Raw genomic sequence first — 13,438 nt, forward strand, 5'->3', positions numbered from 1 at the left:
CGGTGATTTCCGAAAAGCGCGACGGGGAATGGTTACTATCACCAGCGCCGTGGCGCCGGTGGTTGATATTGAAAGGATGCGCACTGGCGATTGCGCCTGTAGCCCATCGGAGCGCCCCGCTGAGCGCTCCCGATCCGTCCACGTTGCGGCGCTGTCAGCTCAGATGCGGAACTGGCCCACCAGTTGCCGCAGGCGCTCGCCCAGGCCGTTCAACTCGGTCGCGGTGCGCGCGCCCTTGGCGGCGTCGTCCGCCACGCTGTCCACGCCACCAGCGATCTGGTGCACGCTGCGATTGATCTCTTCGGCCACAGCGGTCTGTTCTTCGGCGGCACTGGCGATCTGGGCGTTCATCGAATTGATGGTGCCGATCAGTTGGGCGATGGCGTCCAGCGACTGACCGGCCTGGTTGGCCTGGCCACGGGTGCGTTCCGCCATGTCGCTGGCACGCTGCATGGCGCTTACCGAGCCTTCCGTGGTGCCGCGCAGGCGATCGATCATCTGCTGGATTTCCCCGGTGCTCTGCTGGGTGCGGCTGGCCAAGGCGCGGACTTCGTCGGCGACCACGGCGAAACCACGCCCGGCCTCGCCGGCACGGGCCGCTTCAATGGCGGCGTTGAGCGCCAGCAGGTTGGTCTGCTCGGCGATGGAGCGAATCACTTCCAGTACGCCGACGATGCCCTGCACGTCCTGACGCAGGGTGTCGAGGGAGTCGCTGCTGCTGCGCACCTCGCCCACCAGGTCGTTGATCTGCGAGACGCACAGGTCCACTTCGCGCTTGGCTGCCTGGCCTTCGCGGTCGGTCTGCTGGGCGGCATCGGCCGCCTGCTGTGCACTGCGCGCGACTTCCTGGGCGGCGGCGGTCATCTCGTTGATGGCGGTGGCAACCTGGTCGGTCTCGTGGCGCTGCCCGTCCATTGCGCGCTCGGAGCGCTGCGCCTGCTGGGCCACGTCGCCCACCAGACCCGACAACTGGTTTGTGGTGCCGGCGACCTGCTGCACCAGTACATGAATCTTCTCGACGAAACGGTTGAACGAACCCGCCAGTTCGCCCAACTCGTCATGGCGGCCCAAGTTCAGGCGATGAGTCAGGTTGCCGTCACCGGCGGCCATGTCGTCGAGATTGTCGCGTACCTGCACGATGGGCTGGACGATGGTGCGGCTGAACAGCCCGGCAAGCAGGCCGATCACCACCACCAGCGCCAGCGCGGAGCCGCCCATGAGCAGCAGCAGGTTGTCGATCTTGGCATCGAAAGCGGCGCCGGCTTCCTTCACTTCGCGCTCGACATCATCGAGGTTCAGCGAGGTGCCGAACACCAGGTTCCACTTGGGCAGGAAGTGGGCGTAGCCGATCTTCGGCACGATGGCGTTGCCGCCGGGCAGGGTGAAGCTGTAGCGCACGTAGTGCTGACCGCTCTGCCCCGCCGCCACCAGTTCGCGGATGGCATAGACACCATTGGGGTCGCGATAGCCGCTGAAGTCCTCGCCCAGACGCTCGTCGCTGGTGCCCTGGAAGACGCGCACGGAGCGAGTGTCATAGCCCCAGAAGTAGCCGCCCTTGCCGTATTCGAGGCGCTTGAGGATCGCGATGCCCTGCTCGCGCGCCTGGGCATCGCCCTGCGTCGCGGCCTGATAGACCGGGCCAACGGCAGCCAGCGCCACATCGACGAAATTCTTCAGCTGGGCTTCGCGGTCCTGGGTGAGGTTCTCGCGGATCTGCGCTTCCTGCTGGCTCGCCAGTTGCTTCAAGGCGATGGTGGAAATAGCGCACAGCAGCAGGGTGAGGAGCAGGATCGGCACGATGGCCAGGAGCAGGACCTTGGCGCGCAAACGGAGGGCAGTGTTCAAGGCGTTCACCTCAAGCGGATAAGGGACATGGCTTCCTTGCCCCATCAAAAAACCCGCCTTGCGGCGGGTTTCTTGTATATCGGCTTAAGCCCTGATCTTCTTGAGCTCTTCGTCGCGCAATTCGCGGCGCAGGATCTTGCCGACGTTGGTGGTCGGCAGGCTGTCGCGGAACTCCACGGACTTGGGACGCTTGTAGCCGGTGAGGTTGTCGTGCATGTGCTGCATGACTTGCTCCTTGGTCAGGGTGACGCCCGGCTTGGACACCACGAAGACCTTGATCGCCTCGCCGGACTTCTCGTCCGGGATGCCGATGGCGGCGCACTGCAGCACGCCCGGCAGGGTGGCGAGCACGTCTTCCAGCTCGTTGGGGTACACGTTGAAGCCCGACACCAGGATCATGTCCTTCTTGCGGTCGACGATACGCATGTAGCCGTCTTCCTGGATGATCGCGATGTCGCCGGTACGCAGCCAGCCGTCCTTGTCGAGGATCTCGTCGGTGGCTTCCTGGCGCTGCCAGTAGCCCTTCATCACCTGCGGGCCCTTGACGCACAGCTCGCCACGCTCGCCCAGCGGCAGGTCCTGGCCGTCATCGCTGATGACCTTGCACTGGGTCGACGGAACCGGGATGCCGATGGTGCCGATCTGAATGTTCTGGAACGGGTTCACCGACACCACCGGGCTGGTTTCGGTCATGCCGTAACCTTCGCAGATGGCGCAGCCGGTGACGTCCTTCCAGCGCTCGGCAGCAGCCTGTTGCAGCGCCATGCCGCCGGAGAGGGTCAGCTTCAGCGCGGAGAAGTCCAGCTTGCGGAAACCCTCGTTGTTGCACAGGCCGACGAACAGGGTGTTCAGGCCGACGAAGCCGGTGAACTTCCACTGCGACAGTTCCTTGACCATGCTGGCCAGGTCGCGCGGGTTGGTCACCAGGATGTTGTGGTTGCCGGTGAGCATCATCGCCATGCAATGGAAGGTGAAGGCGTAGATGTGGTACAGCGGCAGCGGGGTGATGAGGATCTCGCAACCTTCATTGAGGTTGGCACCCATCAGCGCCTTGCACTGCAGCATGTTGGCGACCAGGTTGCGGTGGGTCAGCATCGCGCCCTTGGCCACGCCGGTGGTGCCGCCGGTGTATTGCAGCACGGCGACGTCGTCGTTGTGCGGCGAGACTTCCTTCACCGCCTTGCCACGGCCCTTGGCCAGGACGTCGGTGAGCTTCTGCGCATTGGGGATGGTGTAGGCCGGGACCATCTTCTTGATGTTCTTGACCACGAAATTGACGATGAAGCGCTTGAGCGGCGGCAGCATGTCACCCACTTCGGTGACGATGACGTTGCGGATACCGGTCTTGGGCAGCACTTCCTCGGCCAGGTGCGCCATGTTCGCCAGGCACACCAGCGCCTTGGCGCCGGAGTCATTGAACTGGTGCTCCATTTCCCGCGCGGTGTACAGCGGGTTGGTGTTGACCACCACCAGGCCGGCGCGCATGGCGCCGAAGACCACGACCGGGTACTGGAGCACGTTGGGCAGCTGCACGGCAATGCGGTCGCCGGGCTTGAGATCAGTGTTCTGTTGCAGGTAGGCGGCGAAGTCCCCGGAGAGCTTGTACATCTCGCCGTAGGTCAGGGTCTTGCCCAGGTTGCTGAAGGCAGGCTTGTCTGCAAAACGTTGGCAGGATTCTTTGAGTACCGCGAGGATGTTCGGGTACTGGTCAGCGTTGATCTCGGCAGCGATCCCCACTGGGTATTTGTCCTTCCAGAAATTGTCGGTCATGGAAGCCCACTCCTAAGCAACAGCTCATCTTTACCGCGTTCGCGGTTCTTTGTTGTGTTTATGTCGCTTTCCCCTGCTCGGGGAGCGAAAAGCGGGCCGAGATTATCAGCTTTGGGAAACAGCGACCAGCACCAAACACAGCCTCGTCCGTAAGAAAAATGACCAGAGACAGGCTTTTCGGTCACTAACCTTCCTTTCGTCGGAAAGGCCCGTCCCAGAAGGCTCGCAGCCTTGTTGGATTGTCTGACAAAGTAGATTTCAGGGAAATGAAACCGGAAAAAGGATGGGGGCTCTGGGTCAGATCTGTCCCGTTACTGGGAAGATTCGTCCGCGTTCGATTGGGCGGTTTCGGGGAGCTCCATCGTTGCGAAGCCTTCAGTGATCTACCTCAACATAAGCCGGTTGCGGATACCGCAAAGTGCTTCTGCACTCTCCTGGAGAACCCTCATGTTTCCTGAATTCCGTGAAAAGATTACCCGCCTCAAAGCCGAAGACCCGCATTTCGCCAAGCTCTTCCATAGCCACAACGATCTCGACCAGGAGATCAAGAACATGGAAGCCGGCATCACTCCCGCCTCGCACGACACCATCGAAACACTGAAGAAGCAGAAGCTGCAGCTCAAGGACGATCTCTACGAGATCCTGCGCAAAAAGGACGGCTGCTGCGGCGGCTGTGGTGGTTGATCGGCCCTGGCCGTCTACCCGCCAAAAATAAAAAGGGGCTGATCCTGGATCAGCCCCTTTTTCATTCACGCTGGCGTCAGGCGGTTTCGCGCAACTCCCGGCGCAGGATCTTGCCTACCGGAGTCATCGGCAGGGCGTCCTTGAGCACGATGTGCTTGGGCACCTTGTAGCCGGTGAAGTTTTCCTTGCAGTAGGCCTTGAGCTCTTCGACGGTCACGCCGCCTTCGCGGGCGACGACGAACAGCTTCACCGCCTCGCCGGATTTCTCGTCCGGCACGCCGACCGCCGCGCAGTTGGCGACTTTCGGGTGGGCCATGACCACGTCCTCGATCTCGTTGGGGTAGACGTTGAAGCCGGAGACAATGATCAGGTCCTTCTTGCGATCGACGATGCGGGTGAAACCGTCCGGGTCGATCACCGCGATATCACCGGTGCGCAGCCAACCTTCGGCGTCCAGCACCTCGGCGGTGGCGTCCGGGCGCTGCCAATAGCCTTTCATCACCTGCGGGCCCTTCACGCACAGCTCGCCACGCTCGCCCAGGCCGACGTCGTTGCCGTCGTCGTCGATGACTTTCAGCGCGGTGCCCGGCACCGGCAGGCCGACAGTGCCCAGACGCGCCGCATCACCGTAAGGGTTGGTGCTGACCACCGGGGACGTTTCAGTCAGGCCGTAACCTTCCACCACGGTACAGCCGGTCATCGCCTTCCAGCGCTCGGCGGTGGCGGTGACCAGCGCAGTGCCGCCGGAGTTGGTGACCTTCAGGTTGGAGAAGTCCAGTTCCTTGAATTCCGGGCGATCCATCAGGGCGACGAACAGGGTATTCAGGCCCAGCAGCGCGGAGAAGCGCCACTTCTTCAGCTCCTTGATGAAGCCGGGGATGTCACGCGGGTTGCTGATCAGCACGTTGTGGTTGCCGTTGACCATCATGCACATGCAATTCGCGGTGAAGGCATAGATATGGTACAGCGGCAGCGGCGCGATCATGACCTCGTTGCCGACCTGCATCAGCGGCTTGCCGTCCGGGCCGTGCTGCTGCAGGCAGGCGTGCACCTGCTGCATGTTGGCGACCAGGTTGCCGTGGGTGAGCATGGCGCCCTTGGCCACGCCGGTGGTGCCGCCGGTGTACTGCAGCACCGCGATGTCTTCCAGGCCGACCTTGACCGGCTGCAGGCCATGGCCGCGCCCCTGGCGCAGGGCCGATTTGAAGGAGACGGCCTGGGGCAGGTTGTACTCCGGCACCATCTTCTTCACGTGCTTGACCACGGTGTTGACCAGCAGGCCCTTGAGCGCGGGCTGCAGGTCGCCCATCTGCGCCTCGATCAGGTATTCGATGCCGGTATCGGGCAGCACTTCCTGCACCAGCTTGCCGAACAGGTTCACGTAGACCAGCGCGCGGGCGCCGGAATCCTTGAACTGGTGGCGCATTTCGCGAGCGGTGTAGAGCGGGTTGGTGTTGACCACGATGAGGCCGGCGCGCAGGGCGCCGAACACGGCGATGGGGTATTGCAGGATGTTCGGCATCTGCACGGCGATGCGGTCGCCGGGCTTCAAGTCGGTGTGCTTCTGCAGGTAGGCGCCGAAGGCGGCGGACAGGCGATCCAGCTCGGCGTAGGTCAGGGTCACGCCCATGTTGCTGAAGGCCGGACGGTCGGCGAATTTCTTGCAGGAGCGCTCGAAGACTTCCACCACCGATTTGTAGGCGGTCAGGTCAATGTCGCTGGGCACGCCGGCCGGGCGTTTGTCGTTCCAGAAATCAGGTTGCATTTATTCTTGTCCTCATACCTGAGCGAAACCGAACCGTCATTGCGGTCATTCGACGGAAGCTAGCAGTTCCTTTGGTCATCGCAAAGACTCCAGACGGCGTCATAGACTGCGTGAATCTTGCGCCACCATCCCGGCGTGGCGCGGGATAGAGCCGACGGCCGCCTAGGACGGGCCTTACACGACATCGGCCGGGTGCTGTCAGCAATCCATACAGAAGATGTCCCGGCGTGGCAGAATCGCCCCGTCCGGCCCGCTCCATGGCCCCATTCCAATAAGAATCGACGAACAAGAAACAGGATGGACCCCATGCCCTACGCCGCCTACTGGCTCCCCGCCAGCGACGAGACACCGCTCTATACCCGCCACTGGGCGCCGGAAGGCCCGTCCCGCGGCGCCCTGATGCTGTCCCACGGCATGGCTGAGCACGCCGGCCGCTACGAACGCCTGGGGCTGGCCCTGAATACCGCCGGCTACCACCTCTATGCCATCGACCAGCGCGGCCACGGCCGCACCGCCGAGAATGGCGAGCTGGGCCACTACGCCGACCGTGGCGGCTGGGGCAAGGTGATCGGCGACCTGCACACGCTCAACCAGCATGTGCGCGAGGAGCACCCGGACCTGCCGATCATCCTGCTCGGCCACAGCATGGGCAGCTACATCGGCAGCGCCTACCTCATGCAACACAGCCCCAACGTGAAGGCAGCAGTACTGTCCGGCTCCAATTACCAGCCGGTGGCGCTGTACAAGAGCGCACGGGCCACCGCCCGCTTCGAGCACTGGCGCCAGGGCCCGCTGGGGCGCAGCGCGCTGATCGACTTCCTGTCCTTCGGCTCGTTCAACAAGGCCTTCAAGCCCAATCGCAGCGCTTTCGACTGGCTCAGCCGCGACCCGGCCGAAGTCGACAAGTACGTCGCCGATCCGCTGTGCGGCTTCCGCTGCAGCAACCAGCTATGGCTGGACCTGCTCGGCGGACTGGCAGACATCACGCCGATCGAACATCTGGCAGCCATCCGCAACGACCTGCCCGTACTGGTGATCGGCGGCGAACGCGACCCTGTCAGCCAGGGCAAGCGTTTGCGCGATCTTGCCCAGGCGATGACTCGTGCCGGGGTTCGTGACGTCCAACTGAAGCTTTATCCCGACGCTCGCCATGAGTTGTTCAACGAGAGCAACCGCGATGAGGTCACCGCCAACCTGATCGACTGGCTGGGCGTGCAGTGCCCGGTCCCGCAGGTCGAGAAATCCGAGGAGCCCTTATGACTTCCGTACAGAACGTCCCTTATGAAGAACTCGAAGTCGGCCAGAAGGCCAACTTCCAGCGCAACGTGACCGAGCGCGACATCCAGTTGTTCGCCGAGGTCTCCGGCGACCGCAACCCGGTACACCTGGACGCCGACTATGCCGCTACCACCCAGTTCAAGGAACGCATCGCCCACGGCATGCTGACTGGTGCGCTGATCAGCGCGGCGATCGCTACCACCCTGCCCGGCCCGGGCACCATCTACCTCGGCCAGAACCTGGCGTTCACCCGCCCGGTGAAGCTCGGTGACCAGCTGACCGTGGAACTGGAAGTGCTGGAGAAACTGCCGAAGAACCGGGTGCGCATCGGCACCGTGGTGCTCAACCAGGACGGCAAAGCCGTGGTGAAAGGCGAGGCCGAAGTGCTGGCCCCCGCAGAGAAGCTCAACATCGAATTGCCTGCCCTGCCGCCGATCACCGTCGGCTGACGTATGTTCCGGGGCCGGCCATCCGGCCCCGGAAACTTGTATACAGTTTTCCGCTCGACTACCCTGCCCTCGTCACCTCACATCCATCCGGGATAACCGAAGGCTTCGTGCCCGAAACCCCTCACCGGGAATCGGAGCCGCCATGGACCTTCGACTGCTTTTGCTATCCCTCTGCACCTTCGCCGCGGGCCTCGCCGAGGCCATCCTCACCGGCATCCTGCCCTCGCTCGCGGCTGACCTGCAGGTTTCCCTCAGCCTCGCCGGGCAGCTCACCAGCCTGTTTTCCCTGAGTTTCGCCATCGCCGCGCCCTCGCTCGGCTGGCTGACCCGTGGCGCCGACTGTCGCCGGCTGCTGGTGATCACCCTGCTCGTATTCGCCGCCTTCAATGCCGGCGCCGCGCTGAGCCCCGGCTATGTGTCGCTGCTGCTGATGCGCATCGGCATGGCTGCCTGCTGTGGCCTGTTGATCATGCAGGCCAGCCTGCTGGCCGTGGAGCTGGCGCCGCCGGCGCAACGCGGCCGCGCCCTCGGGCTGATCTTCATGGGCATCAGCGGCTCGCTGGTATTTGGCGTGCCGGCCGGCGTGCTGGTCAACGAATGGTTCGGCTGGCGCTGGATCTTCGCCGCCATCGCCCTCTACTCGCTGCCCCTGGCTGTCCTGCTGCAGATCGCCCTGCCCCGTCGGGCGCTGGATAGTCCGGCCAATGGCGCAGCCTACAAACGCCAACTGCGCAGCCCGGCGCTGAACCTGGCGCAACTGGTGTCGATCCTCCTGCTGGGCGGGCACTTCACCCTGTTCGCCTACATCACGCCGTGGTTCCAGCAGGTCGCCGGGATAACCGACAGCCAGGGCATCGCCCTGACCCTGCTGCTGATCGGCCTGGCGGCCATAGGCGGCGGCTACCTGGGGGGCTGGCTGAGCGACCACCTCGGCCATCGCCGTGCGCTGGTCGTGGTCCCGGTGCTGTTCGGCCTGGCGATGCTGGCGATTCCACTGAGCCTCGGTCATCCGTGGCTGCTGCTCGGTGCGCTGATGGTCTGGAGCACCATCAGCTGGATGATCTCGCCGGCCGTGCAGAGCTACCTGCTGGCCAGCGACCCGGCCAGCGGCAGCGCAGGGGTGGCGCTGAATACATCGGCGATGCACCTGGGCGTGGCCCTCGGCGCGGCACTGGGCGGCGCGGTGATCAGCCTCGCCGGCATCGCCTGGACGCCCTGGGTCGGTATCAGCCTGGTAGCGGCGTCGGTGCTGTGCGCAGCGCTGTCCTGCTGGTTCGGGCGCGAACCCCAGGCGGAGGGAATCAGCGCTCCTTTACGGTGACACTGGCGGTCATCCCGGCACTCAGGTGTACGCCCTCGGGCACCTTGTCCAAGTGGATGCGCACCGGGATGCGCTGGGCCAGGCGCACCCAGTTGAAGGTCGGCTCGACGTTGGCCAGCAATTGGCTGTCGGGGATCGCATTGCGGTCGGTGATGCCGCTGCTGATGCTTTCCACAGTGCCATCGATGGCGATGTCGCCGCTCATCAGCACCACCTGGGCCGGCTGGCCGACGCGGATGCCCGGCAGCTTGGTTTCCTCGAAATAGGCCGTGACGTAGAAGGACTTCTGGTCCACCAGCGCCATCATCGCCTGGCCGGCCTGGGCGTAGTTGCCCTGGGCCAGGCGCAGGTTGGTGACCTGGCCGTCGCGCGGGGCGCGCATTTCGCTGCGGGTCAGATTCAGTTGCGCCAGACGCACCTGGGCCTGCGCCTCGTCGTATTCGCTCTTGGCGATGGCGGCGTTGATCTGCGCGGTTTCCTTGTCCTCGGCACTGATCGCGGCGATACCGAGCTTGCTGCGCCGCGACGCCTCGCTCACACGCAACAGGTATTGCTGGTGCCGGGTCTCGGCCAGGGCCTTGGCCTGCTCTAGGTTCGCCGCGTAGCGCTCGTGGTCGATACGCATGATCAGGTCGCCGGCCTTGACCTGCTGATTGTCCTGCACGGCAAGGTCGGTGACCCAGCCGGAAACATCCGGCGCTATCACCACCACGTCGGCGCGCACGCGCGCGTCGCGGGTCCAGGGCGACAGCATGTAGTAACGCCACAGCCAGGTGCCGGCCATGACCGCGGCGATGACCAGAATGATAGTGACCGCTACGCGAAGGTAACCGCGCATACAGCTTCTCCTCTCAGGGTGCTCCGCTCAACGCCCAGGTGATGGCGCAGAGAATCAGCACGAACAGCGAGCAATCGAAAAGGGCTTCGTGCCAGATCCACCGGCCGAAGCGAGTGGCCTGCAGCAGCAGGCGCAAAACCACGGTCAGGCCCAGGGCCAACACCGCGTAGATGAACAGCGGGCTCAGGAAAACGCCGCCCCAGCCGTACTCATGCAGTCCCATTGGCGTCCTCCAGGCGGCACCATTGGCGCCAGGTATGACGCAACTGCGCCAGCGCCGCGCGAGCCAGGCGGTTGGGTTCGTTGTCACCCTGCAGGTCGTGCGCGAGCGCTTCCTCGAGGGGCGGGCACAGGCTTTCCAGGCGCTGCTCGCGCCCTGCGCCGGGGCCCTTTTCCAGCACACTGCCCAGGGCGCCGAGGAACTGGTCGCGACGCTTGCGCAGTTGCCCTTGCGCTCCGCTGAGGCAGGAGCGCAGATGGATCAATTCGTTGCCCAGGTCCAGCGCCAGCAAGCCATCTTGCCAGCGTTTCTGTTCTTCCCTGGGCAGCAGGGTGTAGTGCCGCGCCAGGCGGATCAGGCGATCGGCCATGCGCCCGCCGAACCAGTTCTCGGCTTCGCCCAGCGGCCGCCGGGTCAGGCGCCCGAGGTCTTCGCACGTGGCCTGGATCAACCGGCGGTTGAGCCAATCCGCCGGCAAGGTGAGCACGCGGAACACCAGCACCGCGAAGCCCACGCCGATAACGATGCCCTGGGCCGAATTGAGCAGGTTGGCCAGGTCGTACTTCATGACGTTGCTCGGCGCCACCAGGGTAATGAAATGGATCGAAAAGGACGTCGCAGTGCCCGCCAATGCCGGTGTCGCCATGCCCAGCAGGGCGAAGAACAGCGGCACCCCCAGCGCCAGGCACAGCAACGGGAAGCCGTTCCACTGCGGTAGCAGCCATTGGCTGACGATGGCCGCCGACGGAATCGCATAGAGAATACCGCGCAGGAAACCCAGGCCGATGGTGACGGCGTTGTCACGGTTGGCAAACAGACTGCAGATCACCGCCGCCAACAGCATGCCGCCGGTGGCCGCCGGCCAGGCAGTAGCCATCCAGAACGCTGACATGCCCAGCAGCGCCAACGCGCTGCGCAGGCCGTAGAACAGCGCCATCAGCCCGTCGCGGTGCCAGGAAAGCGTGCCGGTGGCGACGTCGTCCACCCGTCCGTCCGCCACGGCGCGCATGGTCTTCTCCGAGTTCAGCGCCTTGAGCAACAGCAAGGAGCAGCGAGTCAGGCAGTAGCGCAGGTCGTTGGAGTGCTTTTCATCCAGCCCGGCCTCCTGCAGGCGCTCCTGCAACGAGCGCATGGCGTCGACCTGCGGATCCTCCAGGGTGGCGCGCAGTTCCTCGAACCAGGGCTGCAGGCGCGCGCGGTCGTCGGCATCCAGCACGCTGCGTTGTCGAGCCACGCCACGCGCGGTGCGCAGCAGGCTGAGCAGGTCGCGGGAAAGAATCCGCAACGCCCGCGAACGCATGCGTCCGCGATAGCCCTCGAACCAGGCGTGGTCACGCTGCACATCGACTTCGACGATCTTGCCCAGCGCCTGCAGCAGCCCCTTGATCTGCCGCGCGTCGGCATCGATCTCGCTGCGCGCGGCCTGCATGCCGGTGAGCCAGGTCGCATGGGCCTGTTTGTCCAGGTTGGCCTCGACGCGGCGCGGCCAGAGGATGGCGCTGACCGCCGAGGCACAGAGAATCCCCAGGCAGATTTCCGTACTGCGCGCCACCGCCTGGTCGAACACTTCCAGGGGATGACTGATCGCCGGCAGGCAGATGATCGCCACGGTGTAGCCCGAAAGCACGAAGGCATAGGAAACATGGTTGCGCAGGCTGGTCGAGGCGGCAGTGCAGAGCCCGAGCCAGAGCGAGATGGCCAGCAGGAACAGCCAGGGCGTCTGGGCGAACAATGCCATCATCACCACCGACATGGCGGTGCCGACGACGGTACCGATCAGGCGGAACAACCCTTTGGCCACCACCATGCCCGACATCGGCTGGGAGACGATGAACACCGTCATCAGCGCCCACTGTGGCTGCTCCAGGTCGAAGCGGAAGGCACACCAGAGCGCCAGGCCGCCGGCCAGGAGGGTCTTGATCGCGAATTTCAGCGCCAGCGTATCCGGCGCGAGGAATGCCTGTAGCGTAGGTCGCACGCGGTCTCTCGAAAGGGTCCGGGTCTATCGCTTAACGATAGCCGGCAAACCGGATGGATGAATCGTTACCAATCATATTATTAGCAGGCTAACAATATGTCATCCCGACTTTCGTAGAGGCAAAAAAAACGGGCGACCTAAGTCGCCCGAAGTGCCTTGCGTGCTCTGTGACTCTGTAAGGATCAGCTCTTCTTGTGGCTGTCCTTCCAGATGAAAATTCCGACCCCGCCGAAGAAAACAACCATCAGTCCGACGGTAAGGATGCCTGCGAGAACCACTTCGTCGATGAACATGATGCTGGCCTCCTGTTGCCTACATCGTCTGGGGATGTGTGCAGATTACCGGCGGCCGGGCGGGGCAAATTGACCTGGATCAATGGACGGCAAGGCGCTTTCCGGGGAGGGCCGGAGCACTGACTCAGGTCAAGTTTCAGGTGAGGTATGGTGCGGCGGGAAGCCGCGCAGGGCGGGCCCTGGCGGCAAAAAAGCGGGAATTCTGCGGGTAAGTCTCAGCGTTTCTTCGGCTTGCTCTTGTTCTTCTTGCGCGGCTTGCCCAGCGGCAGCGCCTGCTCGAAGGCCTTGCGCACGTCCTGCAGGCGCTTTTCGTGCACGTCGTGGATGCGCTTGTCGCGCTCGGCGTTAAAGTCGATCAGCTTGTCGTCGTTGCTCATGGCAAGGCATGCACCAGGCGGAAGGTCAGATTCAGGCGCGGTGCGACCGGACGGCGCGTCTTGGCAACCTGATGTTGCCAATAATGCTGTGTCGCGCCGGACATGACCAGCAGTGAACCGCCAGACAGTTCGATGGAATGTTCGATTGTGTTTCGCCCTTTGCGCCGCAAGTCGAAACGCCGCGTGCCGCCCAGGTTCAACGAGGCGACCAGCGGGTTGCGCCCCAGCTCCGGTTCGTCATCGCTGTGCCAGCCCATCGAGTCCTGCCCGTCGCGGTAGTAGTTGAGCAGCACGCCATTGAAGGATTGACCGGCGGCCTCCTCTACCGCGGCACGGATCTCCGCCAACAACGGCGTCCAGGGCAGCGGCGCATGGGTCAGGCCGGAATAGGTATAGAAGGCTTCGGGATCGCCGTACCAGTTGACCAGGCGCGGCACCGGGTAGTCACGGCCATGCAGGTGCACTTGCGGTTGCTCCCAGGGCGTTTCCGCGAGCAGTTGCTCCATCCAGCGGGCGGCGCGCTCCGGCGCACACCAGTCGGGAAACAGGCGCAGCTCGGCATCGGGTAGCAGGATGGGGGCGTCGTCGAACAGCATGGACAGCTCGGGGAATCAGCGAGG

At 64.1% G+C, this 13,438-nt stretch carries 13 protein-coding genes; 4 read left to right on the top strand and 9 right to left on the bottom strand.

Annotated features, from left to right (window positions below; genetic code table 11):
• Window positions 1-159: 159 nt before the first annotated feature.
• Both ACNFH5_RS04180 and fadD1 read right to left on the bottom strand, forming a co-directional pair.
• A complete protein-coding gene (locus ACNFH5_RS04180; protein WP_416744437.1) occupies window positions 160-1,845 on the bottom strand; it encodes a methyl-accepting chemotaxis protein in 1,686 nt (561 codons plus the stop codon).
• Window positions 1,846-1,929: 84 nt separating this feature from the next.
• Window positions 1,930-3,615 carry a long-chain-fatty-acid--CoA ligase FadD1 gene (fadD1, locus tag ACNFH5_RS04185; protein ID WP_416744439.1) on the bottom strand — a complete coding sequence of 562 codons (1,686 nt, stop codon included), beginning with the start codon at window positions 3,613-3,615 and terminating at the stop codon, window positions 1,930-1,932.
• Between the two features lie 447 nt (window positions 3,616-4,062).
• Here fadD1 and ACNFH5_RS04190 point away from each other — a divergent pair, with 447 nt between their 5' ends.
• Window positions 4,063-4,299: a YdcH family protein gene (locus ACNFH5_RS04190; protein ID WP_416744440.1), complete on the top strand. Its 237-nt coding sequence runs from the start codon at window positions 4,063-4,065 to the stop codon at window positions 4,297-4,299.
• A gap of 76 nt (window positions 4,300-4,375) precedes the next feature.
• Here the strand turns inward: ACNFH5_RS04190 and fadD2 are convergent, their stop codons facing one another.
• Entirely contained in the window at window positions 4,376-6,064 is a 1,689-nt protein-coding gene (fadD2, locus tag ACNFH5_RS04195) for a long-chain-fatty-acid--CoA ligase FadD2 (RefSeq protein ID WP_416744442.1), read from the bottom strand.
• A 306-nt stretch (window positions 6,065-6,370) separates the two neighbouring features.
• On the opposite strand from fadD2, the gene ACNFH5_RS04200 reads away from it, so the two are divergent.
• The 3 genes from ACNFH5_RS04200 (at window position 6,371) to ACNFH5_RS04210 (ending at window position 9,112) form a co-directional block, all read left to right on the top strand.
• Window positions 6,371-7,324 (top strand): lysophospholipase, encoded by a 954-nt coding sequence (locus tag ACNFH5_RS04200; protein WP_416744443.1) that lies wholly within the window; start codon window positions 6,371-6,373, stop codon window positions 7,322-7,324.
• Window positions 7,321-7,791 carry a MaoC family dehydratase gene (locus tag ACNFH5_RS04205; RefSeq protein ID WP_416744445.1) on the top strand — a complete coding sequence of 157 codons (471 nt, stop codon included), beginning with the start codon at window positions 7,321-7,323 and terminating at the stop codon, window positions 7,789-7,791. Before ACNFH5_RS04200 ends, ACNFH5_RS04205 begins: the two co-directional genes overlap by 4 nt.
• Window positions 7,792-7,933: 142 nt before the next feature.
• Window positions 7,934-9,112, top strand: coding sequence for an MFS transporter (locus ACNFH5_RS04210; protein ID WP_416744447.1), 1,179 nt, complete (start codon window positions 7,934-7,936; stop codon window positions 9,110-9,112).
• Here ACNFH5_RS04210 and ACNFH5_RS04215 read toward each other — a convergent pair.
• The 6 genes from ACNFH5_RS04215 to ACNFH5_RS04240 form a co-directional block, all read right to left on the bottom strand.
• Window positions 9,093-9,950, bottom strand: a complete 858-nt coding sequence (locus ACNFH5_RS04215) for an efflux RND transporter periplasmic adaptor subunit (RefSeq protein WP_416744448.1) — start codon at window positions 9,948-9,950, stop codon at window positions 9,093-9,095. The two genes, ACNFH5_RS04210 and ACNFH5_RS04215, sit on opposite strands and share 20 nt — an antisense overlap.
• 13 nt (window positions 9,951-9,963) lie before the next feature.
• Window positions 9,964-10,173 (bottom strand): DUF1656 domain-containing protein, encoded by a 210-nt coding sequence (locus tag ACNFH5_RS04220; protein WP_416744450.1) that lies wholly within the window; start codon window positions 10,171-10,173, stop codon window positions 9,964-9,966.
• Window positions 10,160-12,148 carry an FUSC family protein gene (locus ACNFH5_RS04225; protein WP_416744452.1) on the bottom strand — a complete coding sequence of 663 codons (1,989 nt, stop codon included), beginning with the start codon at window positions 12,146-12,148 and terminating at the stop codon, window positions 10,160-10,162. The genes ACNFH5_RS04220 and ACNFH5_RS04225 overlap by 14 nt, the downstream gene beginning before the upstream one ends.
• A 182-nt stretch (window positions 12,149-12,330) precedes the next feature.
• A complete protein-coding gene (gene ccoM / locus ACNFH5_RS04230) occupies window positions 12,331-12,441 on the bottom strand; it encodes a cytochrome c oxidase subunit CcoM (RefSeq protein ID WP_024764625.1) in 111 nt (36 codons plus the stop codon).
• A gap of 215 nt (window positions 12,442-12,656) precedes the next feature.
• Window positions 12,657-12,818, bottom strand: coding sequence for a hypothetical protein (locus tag ACNFH5_RS04235; protein ID WP_416744454.1), 162 nt, complete (start codon window positions 12,816-12,818; stop codon window positions 12,657-12,659).
• Window positions 12,815-13,414 carry an alpha-ketoglutarate-dependent dioxygenase AlkB family protein gene (locus ACNFH5_RS04240; protein WP_416744456.1) on the bottom strand — a complete coding sequence of 200 codons (600 nt, stop codon included), beginning with the start codon at window positions 13,412-13,414 and terminating at the stop codon, window positions 12,815-12,817. The genes ACNFH5_RS04235 and ACNFH5_RS04240 overlap by 4 nt, the downstream gene beginning before the upstream one ends.
• Window positions 13,415-13,438 lie beyond the last annotated feature (24 nt).

Source organism: Pseudomonas sp. NY15435, assembly GCF_048068295.1.
GTDB lineage: Bacteria > Pseudomonadota > Gammaproteobacteria > Pseudomonadales > Pseudomonadaceae > Pseudomonas.

Bases quoted from the DNA above. Each gene is read 5' to 3' on its own strand.
- fadD1 (WP_416744439.1), bottom strand. From the start codon at position 3,615: ATGACCGACAATTTCTGGAAGGACAAATACCCAGTGGGGATCGCTGCC.
- ACNFH5_RS04190 (WP_416744440.1), top strand. From the start codon at position 4,063: ATGTTTCCTGAATTCCGTGAAAAGATTACCCGCCTCAAAGCCGAAGAC.
- fadD2 (WP_416744442.1), bottom strand. From the start codon at position 6,064: ATGCAACCTGATTTCTGGAACGACAAACGCCCGGCCGGCGTGCCCAGC.
- ACNFH5_RS04200 (WP_416744443.1), top strand. From the start codon at position 6,371: ATGCCCTACGCCGCCTACTGGCTCCCCGCCAGCGACGAGACACCGCTC.
- ACNFH5_RS04205 (WP_416744445.1), top strand. From the start codon at position 7,321: ATGACTTCCGTACAGAACGTCCCTTATGAAGAACTCGAAGTCGGCCAG.
- ACNFH5_RS04210 (WP_416744447.1), top strand. From the start codon at position 7,934: ATGGACCTTCGACTGCTTTTGCTATCCCTCTGCACCTTCGCCGCGGGC.
- ACNFH5_RS04215 (WP_416744448.1), bottom strand. From the start codon at position 9,950: ATGCGCGGTTACCTTCGCGTAGCGGTCACTATCATTCTGGTCATCGCC.
- ACNFH5_RS04220 (WP_416744450.1), bottom strand. From the start codon at position 10,173: ATGGGACTGCATGAGTACGGCTGGGGCGGCGTTTTCCTGAGCCCGCTG.
- ccoM (WP_024764625.1), bottom strand. From the start codon at position 12,441: ATGTTCATCGACGAAGTGGTTCTCGCAGGCATCCTTACCGTCGGACTG.
- ACNFH5_RS04235 (WP_416744454.1), bottom strand. From the start codon at position 12,818: ATGAGCAACGACGACAAGCTGATCGACTTTAACGCCGAGCGCGACAAG.
- ACNFH5_RS04240 (WP_416744456.1), bottom strand. From the start codon at position 13,414: ATGCTGTTCGACGACGCCCCCATCCTGCTACCCGATGCCGAGCTGCGC.